25 protein-coding genes and 4 pseudogenes are annotated in these 23,576 nt (G+C 67.8%); 7 read left to right on the forward strand and 22 right to left on the reverse strand.

Features of this window, described 5'->3' with window-relative positions:
- Window positions 1–14 precede the first annotated feature (14 nt).
- The gene (locus PSR88_RS36675; RefSeq protein WP_011598924.1) at window positions 15–788 is read left to right on the forward strand and encodes a hypothetical protein; all 774 of its coding nucleotides are present in this window, start codon (window positions 15–17) and stop codon (window positions 786–788) included.
- 250 nt (window positions 789–1,038) lie between these two features.
- Entirely contained in the window at window positions 1,039–1,500 is a 462-nt protein-coding gene (locus tag PSR88_RS36680; RefSeq protein WP_005255099.1) for a PaaI family thioesterase, read from the forward strand.
- An 80-nt stretch (window positions 1,501–1,580) separates the two neighbouring features.
- Here PSR88_RS36680 and PSR88_RS36685 read toward each other — a convergent pair whose 3' ends face one another.
- The 4 genes and pseudogenes from PSR88_RS36685 to tnpA all read right to left on the reverse strand — a co-directional run.
- A complete protein-coding gene (locus PSR88_RS36685; RefSeq protein WP_011598925.1) occupies window positions 1,581–2,975 on the reverse strand; it encodes an NAD(P)/FAD-dependent oxidoreductase in 1,395 nt (464 codons plus the stop codon).
- 182 nt (window positions 2,976–3,157) lie between these two features.
- A complete protein-coding gene (locus PSR88_RS36690; protein ID WP_009480519.1) occupies window positions 3,158–3,331 on the reverse strand; it encodes a hypothetical protein in 174 nt (57 codons plus the stop codon).
- A 13-nt stretch (window positions 3,332–3,344) separates the two neighbouring features.
- Window positions 3,345–3,941, reverse strand: a pseudogene (locus PSR88_RS36695) (transcriptional regulator); the annotation flags it as partial.
- 29 nt (window positions 3,942–3,970) lie between these two features.
- A pseudogene (tnpA, locus tag PSR88_RS36700) lies at window positions 3,971–4,327 on the reverse strand (IS200/IS605 family transposase); the annotation flags it as partial.
- A gap of 45 nt (window positions 4,328–4,372) precedes the next feature.
- Here tnpA and PSR88_RS36705 point away from each other — a divergent pair.
- Complete coding sequence (locus PSR88_RS36705; protein ID WP_011598929.1) at window positions 4,373–5,572, forward strand: RNA-guided endonuclease InsQ/TnpB family protein; 1,200 nt, start codon at window positions 4,373–4,375, stop codon at window positions 5,570–5,572.
- A gap of 39 nt (window positions 5,573–5,611) precedes the next feature.
- Here PSR88_RS36705 and PSR88_RS36710 read toward each other — a convergent pair.
- The 4 genes and pseudogenes from PSR88_RS36710 to PSR88_RS36725 form a co-directional block, all read right to left on the reverse strand.
- Window positions 5,612–5,817: pseudogene (locus tag PSR88_RS36710) on the reverse strand (helix-turn-helix domain-containing protein); the annotation flags it as partial.
- A 60-nt stretch (window positions 5,818–5,877) separates the two neighbouring features.
- The gene (locus PSR88_RS36715; protein ID WP_016880360.1) at window positions 5,878–6,702 is read right to left on the reverse strand and encodes an MBL fold metallo-hydrolase; all 825 of its coding nucleotides are present in this window, start codon (window positions 6,700–6,702) and stop codon (window positions 5,878–5,880) included.
- Between the two features lie 17 nt (window positions 6,703–6,719).
- Window positions 6,720–7,043: an AzlD domain-containing protein gene (locus PSR88_RS36720; protein ID WP_011598931.1), complete on the reverse strand. Its 324-nt coding sequence runs from the start codon at window positions 7,041–7,043 to the stop codon at window positions 6,720–6,722.
- The gene (locus tag PSR88_RS36725; protein WP_011598932.1) at window positions 7,040–7,714 is read right to left on the reverse strand and encodes an AzlC family ABC transporter permease; all 675 of its coding nucleotides are present in this window, start codon (window positions 7,712–7,714) and stop codon (window positions 7,040–7,042) included. Before PSR88_RS36725 ends, PSR88_RS36720 begins: the two co-directional genes overlap by 4 nt.
- 93 nt (window positions 7,715–7,807) lie before the next feature.
- On the opposite strand from PSR88_RS36725, the gene PSR88_RS36730 reads away from it, so the two are divergent.
- From PSR88_RS36730 to PSR88_RS36740, 3 genes are all read left to right on the forward strand, one after another.
- The gene (locus tag PSR88_RS36730) at window positions 7,808–8,362 is read left to right on the forward strand and encodes a helix-turn-helix domain-containing protein (protein WP_011598933.1); all 555 of its coding nucleotides are present in this window, start codon (window positions 7,808–7,810) and stop codon (window positions 8,360–8,362) included.
- Between the two features lie 119 nt (window positions 8,363–8,481).
- Window positions 8,482–8,841 carry a YciI family protein gene (locus PSR88_RS36735; protein WP_005255108.1) on the forward strand — a complete coding sequence of 120 codons (360 nt, stop codon included), beginning with the start codon at window positions 8,482–8,484 and terminating at the stop codon, window positions 8,839–8,841.
- A gap of 1 nt (window position 8,842) precedes the next feature.
- Window positions 8,843–10,054 (forward strand): RNA polymerase sigma factor, encoded by a 1,212-nt coding sequence (locus tag PSR88_RS36740; RefSeq protein WP_011598934.1) that lies wholly within the window; start codon window positions 8,843–8,845, stop codon window positions 10,052–10,054.
- A gap of 13 nt (window positions 10,055–10,067) precedes the next feature.
- On the opposite strand, the gene PSR88_RS36745 is transcribed toward PSR88_RS36740, so the two are convergent.
- The 7 genes from PSR88_RS36745 to PSR88_RS36775 form a co-directional block, all read right to left on the reverse strand.
- A complete protein-coding gene (locus PSR88_RS36745; protein WP_016880361.1) occupies window positions 10,068–10,544 on the reverse strand; it encodes a hypothetical protein in 477 nt (158 codons plus the stop codon).
- 141 nt (window positions 10,545–10,685) lie between these two features.
- Window positions 10,686–11,885, reverse strand: coding sequence for a Fic family protein (locus PSR88_RS36750; RefSeq protein WP_016880362.1), 1,200 nt, complete (start codon window positions 11,883–11,885; stop codon window positions 10,686–10,688).
- 85 nt (window positions 11,886–11,970) lie between these two features.
- Window positions 11,971–12,897, reverse strand: a complete 927-nt coding sequence (locus PSR88_RS36755; RefSeq protein ID WP_011598937.1) for a metal ABC transporter permease — start codon at window positions 12,895–12,897, stop codon at window positions 11,971–11,973.
- Between the two features lie 6 nt (window positions 12,898–12,903).
- Entirely contained in the window at window positions 12,904–13,641 is a 738-nt protein-coding gene (locus PSR88_RS36760) for a metal ABC transporter ATP-binding protein (protein ID WP_011598938.1), read from the reverse strand.
- Window positions 13,638–14,501 (reverse strand): metal ABC transporter substrate-binding protein, encoded by an 864-nt coding sequence (locus PSR88_RS36765; RefSeq protein WP_192815037.1) that lies wholly within the window; start codon window positions 14,499–14,501, stop codon window positions 13,638–13,640. The genes PSR88_RS36760 and PSR88_RS36765 overlap by 4 nt, the downstream gene beginning before the upstream one ends.
- 175 nt (window positions 14,502–14,676) lie before the next feature.
- Window positions 14,677–15,324, reverse strand: coding sequence for a hypothetical protein (locus PSR88_RS36770; RefSeq protein ID WP_011598940.1), 648 nt, complete (start codon window positions 15,322–15,324; stop codon window positions 14,677–14,679).
- 101 nt (window positions 15,325–15,425) lie between these two features.
- A complete protein-coding gene (locus PSR88_RS36775) occupies window positions 15,426–16,817 on the reverse strand; it encodes an NAD(P)/FAD-dependent oxidoreductase (protein WP_011598941.1) in 1,392 nt (463 codons plus the stop codon).
- A gap of 156 nt (window positions 16,818–16,973) precedes the next feature.
- On the opposite strand from PSR88_RS36775, the gene PSR88_RS36780 reads away from it, so the two are divergent.
- Entirely contained in the window at window positions 16,974–17,519 is a 546-nt protein-coding gene (locus tag PSR88_RS36780) for an Lrp/AsnC family transcriptional regulator (RefSeq protein WP_011598942.1), read from the forward strand.
- A 1,052-nt stretch (window positions 17,520–18,571) separates the two neighbouring features.
- Here PSR88_RS36780 and PSR88_RS36785 read toward each other — a convergent pair.
- From PSR88_RS36785 to PSR88_RS36815, 7 genes and pseudogenes are all read right to left on the reverse strand, one after another.
- On the reverse strand, window positions 18,572–18,712 hold the full coding sequence (locus tag PSR88_RS36785; RefSeq protein ID WP_167540914.1) for a hypothetical protein: 141 nt from the start codon (window positions 18,710–18,712) through the stop codon (window positions 18,572–18,574).
- Window positions 18,709–19,614: an ATP-binding protein gene (locus PSR88_RS36790; RefSeq protein ID WP_342338893.1), complete on the reverse strand. Its 906-nt coding sequence runs from the start codon at window positions 19,612–19,614 to the stop codon at window positions 18,709–18,711. The genes PSR88_RS36785 and PSR88_RS36790 overlap by 4 nt, the downstream gene beginning before the upstream one ends.
- Window positions 19,608–21,002: a Mu transposase C-terminal domain-containing protein gene (locus tag PSR88_RS36795; protein WP_342338894.1), complete on the reverse strand. Its 1,395-nt coding sequence runs from the start codon at window positions 21,000–21,002 to the stop codon at window positions 19,608–19,610. Before PSR88_RS36795 ends, PSR88_RS36790 begins: the two co-directional genes overlap by 7 nt.
- The gene (locus tag PSR88_RS36800) at window positions 20,887–21,687 is read right to left on the reverse strand and encodes a hypothetical protein (RefSeq protein ID WP_202801325.1); all 801 of its coding nucleotides are present in this window, start codon (window positions 21,685–21,687) and stop codon (window positions 20,887–20,889) included. The genes PSR88_RS36795 and PSR88_RS36800 overlap by 116 nt, the downstream gene beginning before the upstream one ends.
- Window positions 21,684–21,950, reverse strand: coding sequence for a hypothetical protein (locus tag PSR88_RS36805; RefSeq protein WP_020476878.1), 267 nt, complete (start codon window positions 21,948–21,950; stop codon window positions 21,684–21,686). Before PSR88_RS36805 ends, PSR88_RS36800 begins: the two co-directional genes overlap by 4 nt.
- A 71-nt stretch (window positions 21,951–22,021) precedes the next feature.
- Window positions 22,022–22,660: pseudogene (locus PSR88_RS36810) on the reverse strand (TnsA-like heteromeric transposase endonuclease subunit); the annotation flags it as partial.
- 109 nt (window positions 22,661–22,769) lie between these two features.
- Window positions 22,770–23,072: a hypothetical protein gene (locus tag PSR88_RS36815; protein WP_016884932.1), complete on the reverse strand. Its 303-nt coding sequence runs from the start codon at window positions 23,070–23,072 to the stop codon at window positions 22,770–22,772.
- Between the last annotated feature and the right edge of the window lie 504 nt (window positions 23,073–23,576).

The raw sequence follows: 23,576 nt of genomic DNA on the forward strand, positions 1-23,576 counted from the left end.
CTCACCTATGTTTGGTGGTGTTCCATCCCGACCGATTGGAGTGCACGGTGACTTCGACCCTGTCCGCCCCCGCGACCGCACTGGACGTGTCCTGCACACGACTTCGCGCGCTGAACGCCGAATATCCGCGTATGTACGCGGTCGCGACGATGGCAGACGAGGGTAAACGCCGGTGGTGGTCGCTGGCGGACGACCTCGACGGCGACCGGGTGCCCCGGATGTGGGCCCGTTCGCTCGAGGATGTTCCCGACCCGGACGTCGCCGCGATGCAGGTGGCCACCGCGCTCATCCACGCCGTGATCGGGCGTGTCACGGCGCTCGTCGTCCTGGAGGGCCGCGCGTGGGACCCGGGGCTCGAGAACCTGTGGATCCACATGGACAGCGACGAGGGGGTCGACTGGGCGGGTGTCGCCGACGACACCATGCGCGTGCTGCCGGACGACCCCTACGCCGGCGCACCCCGGACGGTCACCGTGCCGTGCGAGCGGGCGCTGCTGCTCTGGACGGTGCACCGCAGTCTCACGTCACTGCATGCGGTGTTCGACGCCGTCGCCCGGCTGACGCCGATCGACGCGTCCCGCTTCTGGGGGCTCGTGGGGGAGGCCGTGCTCGGGGCCGCGACATACGTGCCGATCCTCGCCGGTGGCGGCGAGGCCGCCGCGCAGCGTCGTGGTCAGGGGATCCTGGACGCCTTCGTGGCGGCCGGGGTGCCGGTCCGCTCGAAGAGCCGGATCACGCGCCCGCACTGCGGCCGGCTCGGGCAGGCGAGGAAGCGCTTGCTTAATTAGGGCAGCCTTGCCTATACTCGTTCCAGTCGTCGAGCAGAAATGCCGGCGCCGAGAACCGAACTACCGGACCGCGCCGGAGTCCTGAGGGCTGCAGTGACTCCCAGGTCCATCCCACGGCGGGCCTCACGCTGACACAGTGTGAGGCCCGCCGATCCGTTTGCCCCACCTGCTTTTCCCGCCCCCCGCCCCGTCGTGTAGGCAGGACATCGGGTGCGCCGCGAGAGCGCACAGCGATCCGATGGAGAGTGTGATGGTGGATTCCGGGGAACAGCAGGCATCGAACGGCGACGGGCGGATCGACACCGCCGCGTTGGCCGATCAACTGGGCAAGGGCTTCGACGCCCTCATCGGACTCGAATACACCGAACTCTCACCCGACCGTGTGCGAGCGCAATGGACGGTCACCCCGGACCTGCAGCAGCCGGCCGGAATCCAGCACGGCGGCGTCTACTGCTCCGTCATCGAATCGGTGGCCAGCGCAGCGGGCACGGTGTGGCTCGGCGGACGCGGACACGTCGTCGGTGTCAACAACAACACCGACTTCCTCCGCGCGACCCGGGAGGGCACGCTGACCGCCGAAGCCAGCCCCGTCCACCGCGGACGCACCCAGCAGCTGTGGGAGGTCCGGATCACCGACGAACAGGACCGACTCGTCTCCAAAGGGCAGGTCCGGCTCGCCAACATCACCGACACCGGCCGCCTCGGCAACTGACGACCACCCGCGGTCGGCGGAGGGGACGGACCCGACAGGTCCGTCCCCTCCGCTCTGTTCACGTCACGGGCGCGTCTGCGTCACCCCGCGGCTTTGCGCTGCGCGCCGCCGGACGACTTCTCGGCGGCCTCTTTCTCCCGCTCGTGCCGCTCCAGCTGCTCCATCGCGTTGCGGGCGAACACCCACTGCTCCGTGGACGCCATCTGCGCGCGCCCGCGGCCGAGGAACGTCACCGTCCACGACAGCAGAGTCGACAGCCGGCTGCGGAACCCGACCAGGTACATCAGGTGGATCGCCAGCCAGGCCACCCAGCCGATGAACCCGCTGATCTCGAGCTTCCCGACCTTCGCCACCGCACTGAACCGCGAGATGGTGGCCATGCTGCCCTTGTCGAAGTACTTGAACGGCGGCCGGTCCTCCGGCTTGTGACCACTCAGTCCCGCCTGGATCTGCTTGGCCGCGTACTTGCCGCCCTGCATCGCGACCTGCGCCAGACCCGGCAACTTGTCGAGCGCCATCATGTCGCCGATCACAAACACCTCGGGGTGGCCGGGCACCGACAGGTCCGGCTTCACCAGGACGCGACCGGCCCGGTCGATCTCGGCGTCCGACTGCTCCGCGATCTGCTTGCCCAGCGGGCTCGCCTGCACACCGGCCGACCACACCTTGCACTGCGACTCGATCCGGCGCTGCGTGCCGTCCTTGTCCTTGACGACGAGGCCGTCCACATCGACGTCGACGACCATCGCCCCCAGCTGGATCTCGATGCCGAGCTTCTCCAGCTGCTGGCGGGCCTTGCGGCTCAGCTTGCCGCCGTAGACGGGCAGCACGTCGTCCGCGCCGTCCAGCAGGATCACGCGCGCCTCACGGGGATCGATGTTGCGGAACGCCCCCGACAGGGTGCGCCGCGACAGTTCCGCGATCTGGCCGGCGAGCTCGACACCGGTCGGACCGGCGCCGACGACGACGAACGTCAGCAGCCGGGCGCGTTCGGCGGGATCGCTCGACAATTCGGCCTGCTCGAAGGCGCCCAGGATGCGGCCGCGCAGTTCGAGGGCGTCGTCGATCGTCTTCATGCCCGGCGCGAACTCGGAGAAATGATCGTTGCCGAAGTAGGACTGGCCTGCGCCCGCCGCGACGATCAGGCTGTCGTACGGGGTGACGGTGGTCCGGTCCAGGAACCGGGACGTGATCGTCTTCGCCTCGAGATCGATCTTGTCGACATCGCCGAGCAGGACCTTGGTGTTCTTCTGCTTGCGCAGAACCAGCCGGGTGGCGGGAGCGATGTCGCCGACGGAGAGAATGCCGGTCGCCACCTGGTACAGCAACGGCTGGAACAGATGGTGGGTGGTGCGCGCGATCATGGTGATGTCGACATCGGCATTCTTCAGCGCCTGTGTGCCGAACAACCCACCGAAGCCGGATCCAATGACCACGACGCGATGGCGGCGTGACTCTACCGACTTGATACTCATTCCGTGCTCCTCGATAAATAGGCGACTCCTGTCACGGTAGTCGCCTTGTTCCCGAGCGTCTCAGTAAGCGTTGCTTCCCCCGGCCCGCACAGCGGAATCGATCCAGAAACCGGCGGCCGAGTGCCGACGCGAAGGCGGGCAGCCCTCCGTGAGGAACCGCCCGCCTTCCGGTGCGTACGCGGCTATTCCGCCCGGCCGATCCGCTTCCGCCCCGTGGGAGTCCCCGGCGATTCCGGCGGAATGAAATCCGATTTGATCGAGAACACGAACAGTGCCGACACCCCGACCACGACGACAAGAATGGTGAGGACTACGACCACGTAGCCGAAACCGACACCAATTGCTGTCAAGTCCATCAGACCTACCTCCTCAGTCGCTGCTCACGCTACTGCGGAGGGTAGCCGCTGTCACCGCGTCGGCGGGGAAGAACGATTCGATGGCCAGCTCCGCGACCGTCACGTCGAGGGGAGTGCCGAACATCGTGGTCGTGCTGAGGAACGCCAGCACCGTCTCGTGGTGCCGGATCCGCAACGGCACGACGAGCGACCCCGGCAGTTCGGCGCTGCCGACTGTGCCACCGGGGTAGCCCTCCAACTCCCGCAGCAGGTCACGCAGTCCGTCGTCGCCGGTGACCGCGATCTGATGCCGCAGCCGGTGCAGGAGATGCCCCCGCCACTGCGCCAGGTCCAGGATGCGCGGTGCCATGCCGTCCGGGTGCAGGCTCAATCGCAGGACGTTCACGGGCGGCTCGAGCAATTCCGCGGCGCACCCCTCGGTCAGCACCGCGACCGCGTCGTTGGCGTCCACCATGTTCCAGTGCCGGTCGACGACCACCGCCGGGTACGGAGAATGCGCGGTGAGGATCTTCCCGATGGCATCGGCGATCGACGCCATCGGCACATCCGACAGTCGATGCTCCGGGAAGGCGGGCGCGAAACCGCCCGCGAGGAGCAGCGAATTGCGCTCACCGGATTAAACAGAGGAAGCCTGGCCCTTCAGGGCCGGGAGGAAGCTGATTCTGTCTGCGCGAGCGCCGTAGCGGGGTCGCTTTCTTTCGTGGGTTCTGGTCGTTTTTGGTTAGTGATGTACTCGGCGATGATGGCGAGTGGGCGTCCACCTGCGGAGGCGGCGAAGTGGGACGGTGACCAGAAGTGATTGCGCCACAGGTATTTCCGGATGTGGTCGGGGAACTCTTGGCGCAGGTATCGAGCGGAGACGCCCTCGAGGCTATTGACCAGGGTGGAGAGTTGCACGGTGGGTGGGAAGTGGATCAATAGGTGGACGTGGTCGGTTTCTCCGTTGAACTCGGTCAACGTTGCGCCGAACTTGTCACACACCTCTGCCATGATCTGCCGGTGACATAGACCAATGGGCCTCAGCAGGGAAAGGCGCAGGGTGTGAAGCGGATCGTTGTCGTGAAGCTGGCTCCCACCCCGGGGCAGTATGTGGCGCTGAAATCGACGCTGGAGTTGTGCAACGCGGGGGCGAACATGGTTTCGCAGTTCGCGCACACCGCCACTGATCGACGCCCGTTCGCGCTGCAAAAGCAGGTCTATGCCCAGCTCAAAGCGCGCGGGTTGTCGGCGCAACCGGCGATCCGGGTCCTCAAGAAAGTCGCGGATGCGTACGCGACCCGGAAGGCGAACCTGCTTAACGGGAATTACGGCACGCCAGGATCGAAACGGTATGCGAAGGTGGCAGGTAAGGCGATCGTGTTCCGCGAGGACGCGGGCCAACCGTTCGACGATCGGTGTTTGTCGTGGCAGATCGATCGATCGACGGTGTCGATCTGGACGACCGAGGGCCGGATGCGCAACGTCGGATTCGTGTGCGCGCCGTGGCAGCTGAAAATGCTCGCCGACCGCAAAGGCGAGTCGGATCTGATTTTCCGCGACGGATCTTTCTACCTGCACGCCAACGTCGACACCGACGCACCGGATCAGCTGGTCCCCGCGGACGACCCCAACGGGTGGCTGGGCGTGGACTTGGGGATCGTGAACCTGGCGGTGACCACCGCAGATGACCCGGCCGAACTCGACGTCCGGTGGTCCGGTGGTGCGGTCACCGCCCGCCGGAAAAAGAACGAAACCATGCGGTCCGCGCTGCAGAAGGTGGGGACCAAGTCCGCGAAACGGAAACTGAAGAAGCGGCGTAGGAAGGAGACTCGGTACGCCACCGACATCAATCACCAACTCTCGAAAACGATTGTTGCCCAAGCACAACGCACCGGTCAAGGAATCGCGGTAGAAGACCTGTCGGGGATCCGGGACCGGGTACGGCTCGCACGCAGACAACGGCAACAACTGCACTCCTGGGCATACGCGCAACTGCGTGACCAGATCACCTACAAGGCGCAAGCCGCAGGACTGCCGGTACAGGTGGTCAACCCGCGCAACACCAGTAAAACATGCCACCAGTGCGGGCACTGCGACACCGCGAACAGGCACAGTCAAGCACTCTTCCGGTGCCGCGGCTGCGGATGGACCGGCCACGCCGACCATAACGCCGCCGCCAACATTGCCGCACTCGGACACACCAACTACCGGGCCGCCCAATCAACCGTGCCTAAAGCAGCCACCCCTCTAACAGCCAGTTAGAACGTGAGCAGCAAACCCGCGTCCTTCGGGACCGGGTAGTTGATGCAGGGGAATGTCGAGATGCTCGCTGAGCCGCAGCAGCATCGCCCGGGTGGGATTCGACCGCCCGGTCTCCAGGAAGCTGACGTGGCGGCCGAGATGTCCGCCCGGTTCGCCAGTTCCAGCTGACTGAGCCGGCGGCGTTCCCGCCGCGTCCGCAGATGGGTGCCGACATGCGACGTTCGCCGATCGTCGAGGGTGGTCATGCGGCCAGTCTAGGGCGGCCGGATCGTCGTGATCATTACCTCGGACGTCATGGTCAGCGGTCAGGTGAGGTGATCGAACTCCCCGGTCACCCACGCGCAGTGACGGGTGGCCGAGTATTCGAGCGCCTCCCGGCCGGCGTTGTCGATCACGTTGTCGAAGTTGCCGATGATGCGGTCGAATTCGAGGTGCGACAACTGGTCCGCGATGCGCCGCACCACCGCCGCGGACAGCGGCAGTCGGTTGGGGTACGACCGGAGGAACGACACCGTGCGGCGGTCCGGGTTGGGGAACACGCCGTCCCCGGTGAGGAGGACCCCGCGGCCGTCGGCGCCGTCCCGCCAGTGCGCGACGGCGCTGCCCGGGAAGTGCCCACCGATCTGGTGCAGGGTCAGACCCGGCGTCACTTCGTGGGTGCCGGACCAGAACACGATCGGGCCGTCGGACCGTGCCAGCCATCCGCGGTCCGCGTCGGCCACCAGGATGGGCACGTCGCCGAGCGCCTTGGACCACTGCGTCTGGACGCCGAACATGTGCGGGTGGCTGCCCGCGACGGCGAGGACCGGGCCGTGCGCGGCGACGGCGGCGACGGCGGCGTCGTCGACGAACCCGATCGGATCCCACAGCAGCGACCCGGCGGGGGTGCGGATCACGAGGGACTGCTGGCCGATCGCGGTCTTCGGGTCCACGTACAGGCCGTGCAGCCCCGGCTCGACCTCGTGCTCGACCGCGCGGTACCCCGCACCGGCCAGCTTCTCCACGGTGGTCCACTCCTGACCGCCCAGCGGAATGTACTGGCGTTCGTCCGCGCAGATCGCGCACTCGTCGGGGAGCGGGGTGTTCGGGTCCTGTTCGACGCCGCACGTGGCGCAGAGATGAAATAACACCCCTCGATCATGCATCCTCACGGCACCCCGAGGAGCCGCAATCCGGCAGACGTGGCGGCCGCGGACAAGACGACGGCGACGAAAGGTGCCTTCCGCCAGGCGAGTAGGCCCGCGACGACGATGCCGGTGGGACGCGCCACCCCGGCGAGGTCGTGACCTTCGGTGAGCGCCGTCGTGCCGACCAGTGCGGTGAGCAGAACCACGGCGGCCGTCGCCATGGTCCGCTCCACCCAGGGCCGGGTGGCGATCCGCGGCCGCAGCGCCGGGCCCGTGAATCGGAAGGCGAAGGTGCCTGCCGCGAGAACCCCGACCGACCCGATCAGCACGAGGTGCCCGGTCACCGCAGCACCTTCCGCCGCACACCCGCGAGCAACCCGACCAGCGCCGCCAGCACCGGAAGCCCGGCGGGCAGGAAGGGAGTAGTGGCCAGGGCGATCACACCGCCGGCCAGTACCGGCACCCGCACGTCCCGATCGCGCAACGCCGGCAGCACCAGCGCCAGCAGCACCGCCGGGAACATGGTGTCCAGTCCCAGCACGGCGGGGTCGCCGATCGCCGTGCCCGCCACCGCGCCGAGCACGGCCCCGAGCGGCCAGCACACCGCGATCCCCACACCGCACGCCCAGTACGCGGCGCGCCTGCGGCCGGGGTCCGTCTCACCGAGGGCGAACACCACCGACTCGTCGTTCATCAGATGAGCGCCGAGGACGCGGCGCAGCCCGCGCCCCAGCACGTCCCCGACCGCCAGACCGAACGGCACATGCCGCGCGTTCACCAGCAGCCCGGCGATGGTCGCCGCGACCGGGCTGCCGCCTGCCGCGACGATGCCGATGAACAGGAACTCCGCAGAACCGGCGAGGACCAGCACCGACAGCGCGACGGGCAACCAGGCGTCCAGGCCCGAACCCACCGCGATGGCGCCGTACGACATGCCGACCAGTCCATCGGCCAGGCACACCAGCGCGATGTTCCGGAGGACCCGCACATCGAGTGTTCGCTTCATCGAACGCATGACTTCTATACTGAACACATGGTGCGGTGTTCGTCAAGACGAACGCAGCGCCCAAAATAATGAACACGAAGTCGGAAGTCGGGAAGGGGAACCATGGCAGGGCAGTCCCCGCTGGGCTACATCGGGCCCTCGCTGCGTCGCGAACGGGAACGGTCGGGCATGTCCCTGACCGAGGTCGCCCGCCGCGCCGGGGTCGCGAAATCCACTCTGTCCCAACTCGAATCGGGGGGCGGCAACCCGAGCGTCGAAACCCTGTGGGCCCTCTGCGTCGCCCTGGACGTGCAGATGTCTCAACTCCTGGACCCGCCGCGGCCCCGCGTCCAGGTCATCCGGGCCGACGAGGGGCCGGAACTGACGTCCGACCGGTCCGACTACCGTGCGACTCTCGTCGCGTCCAGCCCGCCGTCGGCGCGCCGGGATCTGTACCGCCTCGCCGTCGAACCCGGCCCGGCCCGGGAATCCGAACCGCACATGCCCGGTGTGGTCGAACACGTCATCCTCAGCGCCGGGCGCGCACTGGTCGGCGTGGCGGGCGATCCGGTCGAACTCGGACCCGGTGACTACATCGCCTACCCTGGCGATGTCGCACATGTGTTCGAAGCGCTGGAGGCGGGCACCCGCGCCGTCCTGGTGTCCGAGCACAACTGAGGTCATTCGGCGAAATTTCTCCGTGCAGGGTGTCGATTCGGAAGGGTGACGTTCGTATAGGAGGTGAGGGCCGGCCATATCCGAAGGCGCCGGCTGTCCGATCCGAGGAGGAACCCGAGATGACCCAGTACCTGTTGAGCGTGTACCAACCCGACGGACCCGCTCCCGAACCCGACGTCCTCGCGAAGATCGGCGACGATCTCGACGCCCTCAACCAGGAGATGGTGTCCGCGGGCGCGTGGGTGTTCAGCGGGGGACTGTGCGCCCCCACCACCGCGACCGTGCTGCGGGCCCGGGGCGGTGACGTGCTCGTCACCGACGGCCCGTACACCGAGGGCAAGGAGCATCTCGGCGGATTCACCATCGTCGAGGCGCCCGACCTGGACGCCGCCCTCGAATGGGGTCGCAAGCTCACCCGGGCGACGACCCTCCCGATCGAGGTCCGGCCGTTCGCTCACCACGACGGAGCCGGCGACTGACGTGGTCGGGTCCGCCGACATCGAACACGTGTTCGTTGAAGAACACGGTCGCGCGGTGTCCGTCCTGGTCGGGGTGTTCGGCGACATCGACATCGCCGAGGACGCCGTCCAGGATGCGTTCACCGAGGCGGTGCGGCGCTGGCCGTCGTCCGGGCTGCCGCCGAGCCCGGCCGGATGGATCATCACCACCGCCCGGCGCCGCACGATCGATCGGCTCCGGCGCGAGGCCTCCCGGCACGACCGCCACGCGCAGGCCGCCCTGCTGCTCGCCCGCGACGAACCGGTGGAGGAGGGCGTCGTGCACGACGACCGGCTACGCCTGATCTTCACGTGCTGCCACCCGGCGCTGGCCCCCGCCGCCCAGGTCGCGCTGACCCTCCGCCTCCTCGGCGGGCTCGGCACCGCGGAGATCGCGCGCGCATTCCTGGTCGCCGAGCCCACCATCGCGCAGCGCCTGGTCAGGGCCAAGGGGAAGATCCGGGACGCCCGGATCCCGTACCGGGTGCCGAACGAGGCCGATCTGCCGGACCGCCTCCGCGCCGTCCTGGCCGTCGTCTATCTGATCTTCAACGAGGGATACACGGCCAGTTCGGGGGACTGGCTGACGCGAGCGGACCTGTGCGCCGAGGCCATCCGCCTCGGCCGGGTCCTGGCCGCGCTGATGCCCGACGAACCGGAGGTCACCGGGCTGCTCGCGTTGATGGTGCTGATCGAGTCGAGGCGAGACGCCCGCACCGACGGCGACGGCCGGCTCGTGCTCCTGCCCGATCAGGACCGCAGTCGGTGGGATCGTGACCTCGTCGCCGAGGGGCAGTCGCTGGTGCGGAAATGCCTGCGACGGAACACGCCCGGGCAGTATCAGATTCAGGCCGCGATCAACGCCGTCCACAGCGACGCGGCGACGGCCGCCGACACCGACTGGTGGCAGATCCTGCAGCTGTACGACCAGTTGATGCCGCTGGCGGCGAGTCCGGTGGTGGCGTTGAACCGGGCGGTCGCCGTGGCCGAGGTCAGGGGACCGGAGCAGGGGCTGGCCCTCGTCGACCAACTCGACCTCGACAACTACCACCTATACCACGCGGTGCGGGCCGATCTGCTCCGCCGCCTCGGACGTCCCGACGAGGCGGCGCGCGCCTACGATGCGGCGCGCGACCGCACCGAGAACGTGGCCGAGCGGGAATTCCTTCGGGAACAGCGCGATTCGCTCCGGTGATACGGGCTGCCGGTCAGAGACCCACCCCCGGTGGCAGGCACACCGAGCCGAAACACGTCTCCGTGCGCACAGTGACGGGGAGAGGGTCCGCCGTCGCCGGCTTCGCGTCCGCGGTCTCCGGGAGCGGCGCCGAACCCCACACCTCGTCACCGGGGCCCGCGTTCTCACTGCAGATCCAGTGGATCAGGTAGTCGCCGTCGGGCACCGCGTCGAACACGAAGTCCCGCGGTCCCGGCCCGATCACCACATTCGATGCGTGGAACACCGCCACGGATTCGGGGTTCACGATGTCGTCCGCCGCATGCAGTCCGCCGAGTCCGCACACGATGTCCGCGCCGGTGTCGTTCGTGATCGTCGTCGTGACGGTGCTCCCGGCCACGGCGGCGGTGAGGGTCACATCGGGTGGGTCCGCGGCGGCGGGAGCGGCCAGGAACAGGGCGAGGGGGCCTGCGGCGATCAGCGTGACCGCGGCCCGGGGCACGAGTGTCATCAGCGGAACCTTCGTTCTCGGCGGTCTCACTCCGGACGTCGCGGTATTGATACCCGGCGTGTGGGCGTATAAACGGCGGCGGGCGACACGTCATGTTCCCCCGGTGGATCATTCGACGGCACCCGCCGGGGATCGGAGCATTCAGTGTCGGCGGCGTTTGGCGCGGGCGGCGAACTCGTCCAGCACCCGGACCACGTCCTCGGCCTGCCAGATCCGGTTCCGTCGCCCGTCGGTGATCTGGGCGAGGATCCCGGCGTCGACCAGGCGGTCGATCGCGATCTGCGCGTTGGCGCCGGTCACCCCGAGCGTCGATGTGACGAGCTTGTTGTCGACGACCGGTTGGCGAAGGAGCAAGTCCACCAGCCGGTGTACCGCCGCGCCGCGCCGCGCCGTCACTCGGGTGCGCCAGTCGGCTCGAACCGCTTCCAGGTCCTGGACGAGGGTGCGACCGTTGGCGACCGCACCGAACGATGCCTCCGCGATCGACCGGACGATCGGCTCGACGTTCCCGGACCGGTACTCGCCGAGTGCGTCGAAATACTCTGCGGTGTCGTGTAGGAGGCCCGCGGACACCGGAACGGGAACACTGCGGGTGAGCTGTCCGCCGCGCAGCATCGCCTGGATCAGGGCGCGTCCGACACGCCCGTTGCCGTCCGGGAACGGGTGGATGGTTTCGAACTGCGCGTGCGCGATCGCTATCTGCGCGATCACGGGCACATCGACGCGGTTGGCGAAGACGATCAAGTCGTCGATCAGTTCGGGAACCCGGTCATGGTGCGGGGGGACGAATTGCGCGGTGTGGGGTCCGAGGCTTCCGCCGCCGATCCAGACCTGCTGCTGCCGCCATCGACCGGCGATGTTCGGATCGCCGTTTTCGAGCAGCGCGCGATGCATCTGCAGGATCGCCTCGGCGTCGATGGAGTCGGACAACTCCAACGCGGCGTGCATGGCGCGGACGTTTCCGACGATCAGGCGGGCGTTGCGGGAGGCGTGCTCGCCGAGTTCGGCCAGCGCAATTTGCCGCGCCCCGCTGCTGAGGTTCTCGATCTCCGAGCTCGACGCACTCTCGGTGCGGAGCAGAATGGAGGCGAACGGGGCGGTGATGTGGCCGACTTCGACGTCGAAACGGGTGAGCTCGGTCGCAGCTTCCTCCGTCAGCGATTGCAGCTCGCCGCTCAGTGAGATGGACTGATCGGCAATGAACGCCGGTACTGCCGCACGGTAGGGGCCGGCAGTGAGGCGTCGCTCGCGCCGAGAGCCGTAGTCGCCGGCGGTGCTGACCCAGGGATGCTGCTCGTAGGCGACAGGGGGCCACAACAGTCCGCCGTTAACCGATGCCACCCAGCCAGCATATCATTGGTTAATAAGTTATCCAATGGTATGGACCGCCGGTAGTCACGGTGTACAACGCGATCGGGCGCCAGATCTACGACTTCGGTTCCGGCGCCCAATCGCGTTCCCCGTGAATCTCGGTGTTCCCGCGGTCGTCACGTGCTGTCCGGCGTCGCCGGGACGCGGTGATTCGGCGACCGACGATTCCGTGTTGGGGTGCGAACAGATAGACCAGCGCGAATGCCGCGCCCTGGGACAGCACCACCATGCCGCCGCTGGCCGTGTCGAGGTGATAGCTCAGGTACAGGCCGATGACGGCGCAGGCCGCCGAGATCGCCGGGGCGATGACCAGCATCCGGTGGAAGCTGTCGGTCAGCAGGTACGCGGTGGCCCCGGGAATGATCAGCATCGCGACGACCAGGATGACGCCGACGGCCTGCAGGGCCACGACCGCCGTCAGGGCCAGCAGCCCCAGGAGCGCGGCCCCGAGCAGGCGCGGGTTCAGGCCGATCGCGTGGGCGTGGGTGGGGTCGAAGGCGTACAGGGTGAAGTCGCGGCGCTTGACGATCAGTGCGACGAAGACGACGGCCCCGAGTATGGCGATCTGGACGAGGTCGGACCGGCTCACGCCCAGCAGGTTGCCGAAGATGATGTGATTGAGGTCGGTTTGGCTCGGGGTGACCGAGACCAGCACCAGCCCGAGCGCGAACAGGGTGGAGAACACGATGCCGATCGCCGCGTCCTCCTTGACGCGGCTGGTGTCGCGGACCACCCCGATCAGTGCCACGGCCAGGAACCCGAAGATCACCGCGCCGATCGCGAACGGGGCACCGACGATGTACGCCAGGACGACGCCGGGCAGAACGGCGTGCGAGACCGCGTCACCCATCAGTGACCAGCCGATCAGAACCAGCCAGCACGACAGCACCGCGCACACCACGGCGGCGATCAGGGTGGTGATCAGCGCGCGGACCATGAAGTCGTAGCGCAACGGGTCGACGAAGAAGTCGATGACGTCCATTGATTCTCAGGTCCTTGTCATGACGTCGAGGCCGAAGGCGGCCGCCAGGTTCTCCGGTTGCAGCACGACCGTCGGGTCGCCGTGCATGAGGACGGTGCGCATCAGCAGGATCGCCTCGTCGGCCAGGGTGGGCAGCGCGTGCAGGTCGTGAGTGGAGACCAGGATCGCCGCACCCGCGGCGGCGAGTTCACGCAGCAGTGCGGTGATGGTGGCCTCGGAGCGTTTGTCGACCCCGGCGAACGGTTCGTCGAGGAGAAGGATGGTGGCGCCCTGTGCGATTCCGCGGGCGACGAAGGTGCGTTTCTTCTGGCCGCCGGACAGTTGCCCGATCTGCCGGTCCGCCAGTTCGGTCAGTTCGACGCGTTCGAGGGCGTGGTCGACGGCCTCGCGGTCAGCGCTGCCGGGACGCCGGGTCAGCCCCATGTGCCCGTAGCGGCCGGTCATCACCACGTCACGCACCGAGAGCGGGAACGTCCAGTCCACGTCCTCGCTCTGCGGAACGTAACCCAGCACACCGGTCTTGCGTGCCGCGACCGGCGCCGTGCCGTTGATGCGGACCGTGCCGGAGTCGGGTTTGACCGTGCCCATGATCGTCTTGAACAGAGTGGACTTTCCGGAACCGTTCATGCCGACGAGGCCACAGACGCGTCCGGGCTGCAGGGCAAGTGAGACCTGGTCGAGCGCAAGGACATCGCCGTAGTGGACGGTGACGTCCTGTACCTCGACGGTCGGCTGGGTGGTCATGATTGCTGCCCGTTCAGTGCGGAGGTGAGGGTGTCGGCGTCGTGCCGGATCAGATCGAGGTACGTCGGCACGGGCCCGTCCGCCTCGGACAGGGAGTCGACGTAGAGGGTGCCGCCGAACGCGGCGCCCGTGGCTTCGACGACGCGTTGCATCGGCGCATCCGACACCGTGGATTCGCAGAACACCGCCGGAACCCGGTTGTCCTTGACGAACTCGATCGTCGACGCGATCTGCTGGGGCGTGGCCTGCTGTTCGGCATTGACCGGCCAGATGTACTTCTCGGTCAGCCCGGCATCCCGGGCCAGATACGAGAACGCTCCCTCGCACGTGACCAGCGCCCGTTCGTTGACCGGCAGCGCTCCCAGCTCGGCGACCAACTCGTCCTGCACCTTCTGCAACTGCGCCTTGTACGCGTCGCCGTTGATGCGATAGTCGGCCGCATGGGCCGAATCGAGTTCGCTGAACACGGCGACCATGTTGTCGACGTAGATCTGCACGTTCAGCGGTGACATCCAGGCGTGCGGATTCGGTTTGCCCGCGTAGGCATCCTCGCCGATGGCGATCGGCTCGACGCCGTCGCTCACGACCACGTGCTCGACGTCCAAGCCGTCGACGAACTGGGCGAACCACGCCTCCAGGTTCATCCCGTTGTCGAGGATCAGGTCGGCCTCGGCTGCCTTCTTGATATCGCCCGGGGTGGGCTCGTATCCGTGGATTTCCGCGCCGGCCTTGGTGATCGACTCGACGGTCACGTGCTCGCCTCCGACGTTGGCGGCGATATCGGCGAGAACGGTGAACGTGGTCAACACCACCGGTTTGTCGTTTTCCGGCCCGTCACCCGTGCCGCACCCCGACAACATCAGCGCCGTGGCAAGCGCTGTCAGCACCGCGGCCGGCCGTCGTCGCACACCCACCCTGAAGCCCGTTGTTTTCACGGTCGAATCATAATGTTCGGCTTGCCGAAACCACAAGTGGTGGCATCCGCGTGACCACCCCTCGGGACGGTGCCCCCGAATGCGCCCACACCCGCCGCAGTCACGATCTCGGTCGACGGAAGTCGCCGTTGGTGCCCGTCTGGGAGCGCCGTGCCGCGACCGTGTCGGCGGTGGACCCGATCGTGGGCGCGAGCCGCCACAATCCAGCGGCGGCGAGAACGTGCCACAGCGCGTGGCCCTGCAGGACACTGCCCGTGCCGAGTAGCGCGCCGGACGCGAGAAGCAGTGCCGCGACGATGGTCGTGCGCCGCAGCTGCGGACGGACGCGGGCGCGTTCCAGACCGAGTCCCACCGCGACCGCGGCGAGTATGGCCTGCGCGGCCGTGGAGGCCGTCGGGCCGGCCGCGACCGCGGGGATCATCACGACCGGGACGACGAGCCACCACACCGGCGACAGCCGCCGGCCTAACCGGTCGGAGGCGGCGTCGACGGCGATGAAGGCTAGCAATGTCGCGATCGGGACGTCGTGGGCGTAGGCCTGCCATGGCGGGTTGGGTCCGTGCGCAACCAGCGACCCGGCGCCGACCGCGATGACGAGGAGGCCGTACGTCACGATCGGCGCACTGTGCGGACGACGCGCGACGACCGCGAGACCGGCGATCACGAAGGCGAGGCTGGTGACGGCGGCCGCCGGCTGCCCGATGAAACCCGCGTCTCGATACAGCTCGCAGGCGTTCGCCAGCATCATGTCTTAGAGGTTTCCAAAGAGGTCCGCCGGCCGCAATCGGGGTAGCGACGGCGGGCTGGCGGCCAGGCGGTGGTCGCGTGTGGACCGGAGTCGGTGTCGTGTCAGCTCGCCCGCGCGACGTCGGCTTCCGTGTCCTCGATGCGGCATTCGAGGTGGCGCAGTTGCGCGGTCGCGTTGCGGGCGGTGATCTGCTGGTGGGTGTTGGTCAGTTGGCCGCGCCAGGTACCGAGGAAGGTCCAGGCCCACGACAGCAGGGTCGCGAGGCGGCTGCGGAAGCCGACGACATAGACGACGTGCACGGCCAGCCACATTATCCACGCGAGGAAACCGGTCAGCTCGAGGCCGCCGATCTTGGCGACCGCCCTGAATCGGCAAATGGTTGCCATCGCGCCTTTGTCGCGGTACCGGAAGGGGTTCCGTTCCGGTACCGGGCGTCCTTTGGCTGCGGCGCAGACCTCGGCGGCGATCTGCTTCGCGGCGTAGCGGCCCCCTTGGATCGCGACCTGGGCGACGCCGGGGAGACGATCGCGCGACATCATGTCGCCGACAACGAACACATTCGGATTGCCCGGCAGGGTGAGGTCTTCGTCGACGGCGACCCGGCCTGCGCGGTCGATGTCGGCACCGGACTGTTCGGCGAGCCGGCGACCGAGGGGACTCGCTGCCACTCCCGCGGACCAGACCTTGCAGACGGACTCGATGCGGTGCTCGGTGCCGTCGGCATCACGAACGGTCAGTCCGTCGGCGTCAACGTCGGTCACCGACGCACCCAGCCGCACCTCGACGCCCAGCTTTTCGAGGGTTTCCGCCGCCTCGGAACCGAGGTTGTCCCCGAACGGCGGCAGTACCGCCGAGGCGGCGTCGAGCAGGACTATCCGCGCATCCCGGGGATCGAAATTGGAGTACGCCCCGACGAGTGTGCGGTGTGCGAGCTCGGCGATCTGGCCGGCCATCTCGACGCCGGTGGGGCCGGCACCGACCACGACGAAGGTGAGTAGGCGTGCCCGCTCCCGCGGGTCGGTGGTGACCTCTGCCTGCTCGAACGCGCCGAGGATCCGGCCGCGGAGTTCGAGGGCGTCGTCGATCGTCTTCATGCCGGGTGCGTGCTCGGCGAAGTGGTCGTTGCCGAAATAGGACTGCTGCGCCCCGGCGGAGACGATGAGGCTGTCGTATCCGGTGACGGTGATCTGCCCGAGGTGTTCGGACGTCACCGTACGTTCGGTCAGGTCGATGGTGGTGACGTCGCCGAGTCGGACGGCGGCGTTGGCTTGGTCCTTGAGGATCATCCGCGTCGAGGGGGCGATCTCGCCTTCGGAGAGGATACCGGTGGCCACCTGGTACAGGAGGGGTTGGAACAGGTGGTGGGTGGTGCGGTCGATCACCGTGACGTCCACCTCCGCGCGGCGGAGGGCCTTCGTCGCGAACAGCCCACCGAAGCCAGATCCGATGACGACGACGCGGTGGCGCGCGGGCGGGGACTGGGGGTTGCTCATGGTGAGCCTTTCCGATCACGCCCAGGGGCGACGATCTCGGTGTCGGGGGAGATGGATGTCGGGGTTCAGACCAGCAATTCGACTGACAGGCATCAATAGTGAACAAGCGGCGCAGGGAAGCCAAGGTGAGAGAACAAAATTCTCTAGACTGAGCCGGTGAAGAAGAATGTTTCAGGCGAGCCGTATGTCGAAGGCTCGGGATCGAATGATGTTCGAACGGGGGCGCCGATCGATGAGATCGACCGGATCCTCCTCGATCAACTCTCGCGCGACGCGCGTACCCCGAACAACGCCCTCGCCGCCCTCGCGGGCATCGCCCCCTCGACGTGCCTGGGCCGCGTGCGTTCCCTGATCGATCGCGGAGTGATTCGCGGCTTCCATGCCGACATCGATCCCGCCACCCTTGGCAGGGACCTGCAGGCAATGATCGCAGTTCGAGTACAGGCCAACGCAAGACAGCATCTCGGGCAGCTCGCCGAGCAACTCGCCACCCTCGACGAGGTGCTGAACGTGTACTTCATCGCCGGCGCCGACGACTACCTCATCCACGTCGCCACCGCGAGCAGCGAAGAGCTGAGGCGCTTCGTCCTCGACCACCTCAGCGCGCATCCCGCGGTCGCCTCGACGGAGACCATCCTGATCTTCGAGCACGTGCGCCCGCGGCACCGAGCGCCCCGGACCGAGCAGTCTTCGGGCCGTTGAGGGGGAGCGGAACTGCTTGGCGATGGATGTGATCGGGTGCGTCGGTCGGATGTTGTCTTTGCCGGTGGTTGGCGTGTCGTTGTCCTGGCGCTGTTCGCGCGTCCTGTTGTGGGGGGCGGGCGGGGTGTTGTCGGCGTCGGAGGAGGTCGGTGGCCGGCACGAGTTTTCGGACTCGATGTCGGGTATCAGTTGCTAAGATTTGGTGCGCCAATGGTATTCGCGCGATCGGCAATGGGGAGATGGCAGATCGCCGCACCGCCATCGTGCACCCGGCGAAGTCAATCAGGGATGGGTGGGATGGTCGGCTTCGCCGATGCGTATGCCATGTCAACGCCTGCGCTGTCTGCTCGCTGATCGGTGAGCATGTCCACGCCGCTCCTTTGTTGTGTAAGCGGGTGCACGGGCTTGCCGCTGATTGGTCTCCTCCTCGGAAGGAAGATCTCGGTACGGGGGCCTGTGTGACGCGGATAGTGCGTCGGTGGTCGCGGGGACGAGCATGTGGTGCTGGGAGAGTTCGTCGGGGTTGTTGATCTTCGTGGAGAACCAGGGCGGCAGTGTGGCCAGGACCTCGGTGAGGGTGAGGTGGTTGGTTCGGGCGAGCCGAGGTAGGTAGGAGCTCAGCGTTTGCCCTGTGATCGGTGCGACCGGCCGTGGCAGCACGACCGTGTGCTCGTCTGGACTGCCCGAGCGGGCGCGGGGGAGCCGGCTGTGCGGCGGGTGGCCGGAGCTGTTGCATCTCGCGGTTGAAGGTCGCTTTGCTGGCTTGGAATCGGAGTTCTTTCAACTCTTTGAACAGGGCGTGGGGTCGTAGCTGTGGGTCGTAGCTGTGGGTCGTCGGTGAGGTGCTGGCGGCTGTAGTCGGCCAGGCATCGGTGAGCAGGCGGGTGCGTGCGGTTCGGACTCCGGGTCTCGTGTGTCCGGTCAGGGAGGAGCGGTTCGTCGTCGGGCTGTAGCCGAGCTGCCCCGGCGATGGCGTTCACCGACCATCCGGCCTTGCCCAGGGCCGGTATCAGCTCGGCTCGATCGCGGGGCAGCATGTGGGACCTCGCCGCTTATCCGACGGGAGGGGCCGAGGATTCGGAGGTGATGTCGGCGTCGACGGCGTCCAGGGACTTCGTGGTGATTTTCTCGGTGCCGTCGAGGACGGTGTTGATGGCCGCGCTGCGGATCAGCCAGAGCAGGCTGCCGATCATTTGCGTGGGTGCGCCTGTGCAGGTAGCGGTCGAGCTCGGGCAGTGATCCAGGCCGGTGCCGGTGTAGTCGCAGACTGTCTTCCAAGGCGGCGATGAGCGCGGTCCATTGTTGGTCCTGGCTGAACGGACCGGTGCGGACCATGTTCGAATCGGCCGGCGATCTGCTCGCCGCGGGTGCCGGACAGCAGCCCGGTGCGTTCCAGGCTGATCCCGGCATATGTACAGGTGGCTGGGGTCCTCTCGCTGAAGTATTTCAAGGTGTCGGATGCGTCGGCGCCCGCGCGGGTGCGGGTGCGGGTGTTGAGGTTATGGAGTTCGTCGACTGCGACGAGGGTGACGCGGGCGTCGCGGCTCACGCCGCAGACCGCGTCGGCGATGTCGGTGATGTTGGCGCGCCGCGAGATCGGCAGGTCGAAGAACCGCGCGAACTCCATCGCGATCATCTTCGGGGTGGCGGCGGGCGCGATGGTGATGTAGACGAGGGGAATGTCGTCCGCCGCGTGCGGGTGACGTCGCCGGTGGATCACCTCGACGGTCTTGCCGAGCTGGGTCAGTGCGGTGGTCTTACCGGTTCCGGCGGGCCCGGACACCATCAAGCCGCATCGCCCGGAGTGGGCGTTGCGGTTCAGCTGGACCAGGCGGCGACCGGAGGCGATGACCTGGCGGATCGTGGGTGTCTGGACCACCAGCAACCGGGAATGGTGATCGATGCGATCGTCGTCGTAGTAGTCGCGTTTGTCCTCGGCCAGGCCCGTCCACACCGCTGTGGGCAGCAGGTTCGGCGCGGTGTGCATCTCGGCGACGAAGCCGCGCCACCCGTCCAGCGTGGTCAGCTGCAGGTGTCCGTAGTCGGCATCACCGGATTCGTCATCGGATCCGTGACGGGCCGTGCGGGTCACCATCGCTTGTCCGCCTCGGCGCAGGGGTCGAAGATCGGCAGCGCTACCACCTTGGCGCCCGGACGAGTTGTTGCGGACCGGGTCCGGTTCCTCGTCGATGCTGTCCCGCGCAGCGGGCCGCGGTGGGATCGGGGCAGCCGGTGAGCTGGCCTTGGTGCGCGCGGCGACCCGGCGGTGAGTTTCGCCGAGGCCTTTCCCTCACTGTCGGAAGGACCTTGGTGGGCCCGTTTGAGCAGGTCGGCGACAGCGTCGGCGACTTCTTCTTCGGTCGCGCCCGGTAGGGCGCGGTGGGTGTGGTCCCAGGCCAGTTCCCCGAACGGTGCTGCGACGCGGTGCAGGTGCCTCCAGAACAGGGTGATCCAGCCGCCCTTCCAGTGGTTGCGGACCCAGACGCGTGAGAGGTCGTAGGGGTCGTAATGGATCTCCCAGAGATCCCGATGGTCGGTCACGCCGGATCGCTGGTGCCGCAGCGGGTTCAGGGCTTTGTCGTGGTAGGTGCGATGGCTGATCTTCACGCCGTAGGCGTTGATCGCCCGCCGGGTCGCGGGCAGCAGTTCGACGTAGTCGTCCGCCGACAGTGCGACCGGGACATAGCCTGCGGTTTCGATGAGCGCGGCGTATTTCTCGTTCGGGCTGAACATCCGTCCCGGATGGACGGGGTCGCCGAGCCCGTCGTGGGGCCGGTTCTGCCAGGCTGCCACGAGCCACTCGTCCAGCAGCTCCTGCAACTCCGTCACCGACCACACCGCTTGCTGCTCGACGTGGCGGCCCCGGCGTTCGGCGTTGAATCCGGTGTAGCCCGCGACGAACTGGGCGAACAGCGTGCCGACCGAGCCGAGCATCCGCTCGATATGCCCCTTTTCCCAGCCGGATGCGTCGTGGACGGGCTGGAAGTTGATGCCCAGGAAGTTGCAGGAGGCCCGGAAGTTGCGGGAGATGAACACCTTTCCCTGGTCGACCACGATCGTCTCGGGAATGACGACCGGCCGGGCCGCGGCGTGCTGCATACGGGCATCGATGTCCAGCAGCCGCTCGAACGGCAGCGCCGACCGCGACATCGCCAGCGCCTGCGACCAGCCCGGCCGCATCGGTTCAGGCGTGACGGTGCGGGCCAGCAACACGCTCGCGTCCACCGACTTGGTCGTCGGAGGCAACACCGCCGCGGTCACGGTCCTGGTCGCGACATCGATCATGCCGGTCAAATCGATCCGGCCCGTAACGCCGTCGTCCAGGCGGACCAGCACGTCCAGCGGGGTGCAGTCGATCTGCATCACCTCACCCGGCGCCCACGCGTCCGCCTCGCCGAACGGCCCGTCCGGGCGGTCGGCCAGCGACCGGCGGGTGCGAGCCGATCCGGTGGTGTGCTTGCCCACCGCCAGCTTCTCCAGCAACCGGTAAAGGCTGCGCTGCGACGGCAACCGAACGGCCCCCCGGACCGTGGGCGGCCTCCAGGATCTGGCCGGTCCGCCAGAACAGGTAGGTGGCCGTGCGGGAGGACTCCTGCGTCGCCTCGGCGATCGCTTGTTGCAGCGCCGCCACCACCAGCGGATCGGCCCGACCGTGCGCGGTGACGGGCTTGTCGATCCGATGATCGACCATCCCGGCCAGCCCGCGCGCTTCGTAGCGGCGTCGGCGTTTGGTGATCGCGCTCGCGGTCACCGGACGACCGGCCCCGGTCAGCTCCGCGGCCTTGGCCTGCTCGCGGCGGGTCAGCGACACCCGCTCCGGGTCGTACTCCCGTTTCGGCCTGGTCCCCGCCGGGGCCTGCGGCGGGATTCCGCGCAACACCTCGACGATGTGCTGTTCCCACCACAACGCCTCCGCCGCCACAGCTTCCGGCACACCGTCCAACAGCGTGGACGGGGGAACCGGAGCCTGCGCCGGCGCACTCACCGCCTCGAAGTCTCCGGCCGCCAATAAGTCGGTCAGACCAACCTCGGCGACTTGACCGCCGGTGTCCGCCAGCTGTATTCGTGTTCCCGACACCACGATCACCGTGTGCAACGTTCCCGCCAGCCGCACGCGATCACCGATCGACAACCGCGCAGGCCGCCGAGGCGCAGATCCCCCGCTCACCGAGCACCACCGACCGAACCCACAGTCGCCACCAGAGTGGTCGGGCCCAGCCTGGCGGCCGCCAGATCGGCCACCAGCTCCTGCTGCCACATCAGGTGCAACAGTGCTGGCAGCACCGCGATCCGGTCTCCGGCACGCTCGGCGGTCGCCAGCAGCGGCGCCGGTGACGCGAACACCTCCCGCAGCCGCTGCCCGATCTCGGCCCGGCCGGCGCACCGCGGATGCCGGTAGCGTGCCAGCCACCGCACGTTCCCCGCCAGCATCGGATCCAGCACCCCACTCGCCGATATCGCCAGCCGACCACCTGCTCACACGCCTGCGCCGTGACCGTGAACGCTTCGGCGTCCCTCGGCTCGATCGCGTCATCGGCGCGGACATCGATCACCACACCCGACCCGTCGACCACGCGAGCGAAATAGTCCGGGGCATGGCGGCGCTGGCGTCTGCCATCGCTCCAGTGCAGCCAGAACGGCTGCGACGCGATACCGACGACGTCCCGATCGAAATCGAGCGCGCGGACACGATCGCGCTCCAGCCAGGACTCGTAACCCACATGGTGGCCGGTTGTCACCGACCACCACCACCCGGGGAAATGACCGAGCCCACGCGACCAGCGGAACGTCCGCACCGGCGCGGCGCGGGAGGGAGGCGGGGCTTCCGGCGGCAGGACCGGCGGCTGCGGCTCGTCGAAGTTCGGGTCGAGCACCGGCGGCGATGTCCTTGTTCGGGGCTGATCGGATTTCACCGTCGATCTTCGGTAGTGGACAGGTCGAGCACCGGCGGGCCGGGGCCGGGGCGCTCTGTCCGGGTCTGAGGCGGTCGTGGTGCCACCACGTCGTTCCATGCCGCGATGAACACGGAAAGTGCGGGGGTCGGTCGGCGTTGATGTATCGGTGATCGTGGTGGTGAGAGAGACGGTGAGCGTGAGCATCACGGCCAGTGGTGTGAAGCCCGGAGGGACGTCGATGATCATGCGGGCGACGACGAGGCCGTGACCGCGATCGTTGCATTCACCCCGACGGCGGAGTACCGGATGCGAGTCGGGGGAGGGTTCTGCCCGCGGGGGCCGAGGTAGTGCGCGTCTACGCGGGTAGAGCGGGTCGGTCGGCGTTTACGTGCTCACTCCCTTCGAGGATGTGTTCGCAAGGGACGAGCACGCGTGAGACGTCGACGCCGAAGAGGCTGAGGGAAAAGGTTCCGAGCCCGTTCATTGCGTTCTGGCTACCGGCGAGCACGAAGAAGGTGATCGCGGCGACAGATCGGTCCGCCGACTTCGAGAAGTTGCTTGTGGCGGGCTCCGAGTGTGATCGCGCAGGCAACCAGCGGGGAAGATCACCGGCGAAGACGTTGTCGCCGATCCAGTCCTCGAGGTTGTTGGTGTTCACCTCGGTTTCCGGAGCAAGAAAGTGATCACCGATGTGGGGGTGTGTGGGTGAAGCGAGTGCGGCGTCGACGACGGTGGACGCAACACAGATGGGGTTCTTCTCGGGTCGGATCTGGCGACAGCTTTTGAAATGTGGTGCGGGCGACGTGAAGAAAGATCGCGTGCCGACGTCAACGGGGTATGTGGATAGCTTCCTTGTGCGAAGGCGCAGCGGTGGTCGTCGGCGCAGCGGGGGTGCGTGCTTTTCGGCCATCTGGTGACCCACGCATGGGCTGGGCGCGGGCATCGGTTGCGTGGGCGGTGAGGGTGTCGCGCGTGGACCTCTGACGGGTCGTGGGTGGTTCGGTGTGCGCTTGACCCCTCTCGGTCAGAGATCGGGGCCCGCCGAGCACCGCAACGGGCCGCCCGGTGGGGTGGTGCCCGGAGAACCCGGCGGAGCAACGGTGGCGGCAGGGCCGTGGAAGCGCGAAATTCAGCGCTGCAATGTGGTGCCGGACCGCCCGTG

Source organism: Rhodococcus sp. DK176, from assembly GCF_038447315.2.
Classification (GTDB): domain Bacteria; phylum Actinomycetota; class Actinomycetes; order Mycobacteriales; family Mycobacteriaceae; genus Rhodococcus_F; species Rhodococcus_F jostii_A.

Excerpts from the sequence above, each read along its gene's own strand:
- PSR88_RS36680 (WP_005255099.1), top strand. The coding sequence starts at position 1,039 with ATGGTGGATTCCGGGGAACAGCAGGCATCGAACGGCGACGGGCGGATC.
- PSR88_RS36685 (WP_011598925.1), bottom strand. The coding sequence starts at position 2,975 with ATGAGTATCAAGTCGGTAGAGTCACGCCGCCATCGCGTCGTGGTCATT.
- PSR88_RS36690 (WP_009480519.1), bottom strand. The coding sequence starts at position 3,331 with ATGGACTTGACAGCAATTGGTGTCGGTTTCGGCTACGTGGTCGTAGTC.
- PSR88_RS36725 (WP_011598932.1), bottom strand. The coding sequence starts at position 7,714 with ATGCGTTCGATGAAGCGAACACTCGATGTGCGGGTCCTCCGGAACATC.
- PSR88_RS36730 (WP_011598933.1), top strand. The coding sequence starts at position 7,808 with ATGGCAGGGCAGTCCCCGCTGGGCTACATCGGGCCCTCGCTGCGTCGC.
- PSR88_RS36735 (WP_005255108.1), top strand. The coding sequence starts at position 8,482 with ATGACCCAGTACCTGTTGAGCGTGTACCAACCCGACGGACCCGCTCCC.
- PSR88_RS36745 (WP_016880361.1), bottom strand. The coding sequence starts at position 10,544 with ATGACACTCGTGCCCCGGGCCGCGGTCACGCTGATCGCCGCAGGCCCC.
- PSR88_RS36755 (WP_011598937.1), bottom strand. The coding sequence starts at position 12,897 with ATGGACGTCATCGACTTCTTCGTCGACCCGTTGCGCTACGACTTCATG.
- PSR88_RS36760 (WP_011598938.1), bottom strand. The coding sequence starts at position 13,641 with ATGACCACCCAGCCGACCGTCGAGGTACAGGACGTCACCGTCCACTAC.
- PSR88_RS36765 (WP_192815037.1), bottom strand. The coding sequence starts at position 14,501 with ATGTTGTCGGGGTGCGGCACGGGTGACGGGCCGGAAAACGACAAACCG.
- PSR88_RS36770 (WP_011598940.1), bottom strand. The coding sequence starts at position 15,324 with ATGATGCTGGCGAACGCCTGCGAGCTGTATCGAGACGCGGGTTTCATC.
- PSR88_RS36775 (WP_011598941.1), bottom strand. The coding sequence starts at position 16,817 with ATGAGCAACCCCCAGTCCCCGCCCGCGCGCCACCGCGTCGTCGTCATC.
- PSR88_RS36785 (WP_167540914.1), bottom strand. The coding sequence starts at position 18,712 with ATGATCGGCAGCCTGCTCTGGCTGATCCGCAGCGCGGCCATCAACACC.
- PSR88_RS36790 (WP_342338893.1), bottom strand. The coding sequence starts at position 19,614 with ATGGTGACCCGCACGGCCCGTCACGGATCCGATGACGAATCCGGTGAT.
- PSR88_RS36805 (WP_020476878.1), bottom strand. The coding sequence starts at position 21,950 with ATGCTGGCGGGGAACGTGCGGTGGCTGGCACGCTACCGGCATCCGCGG.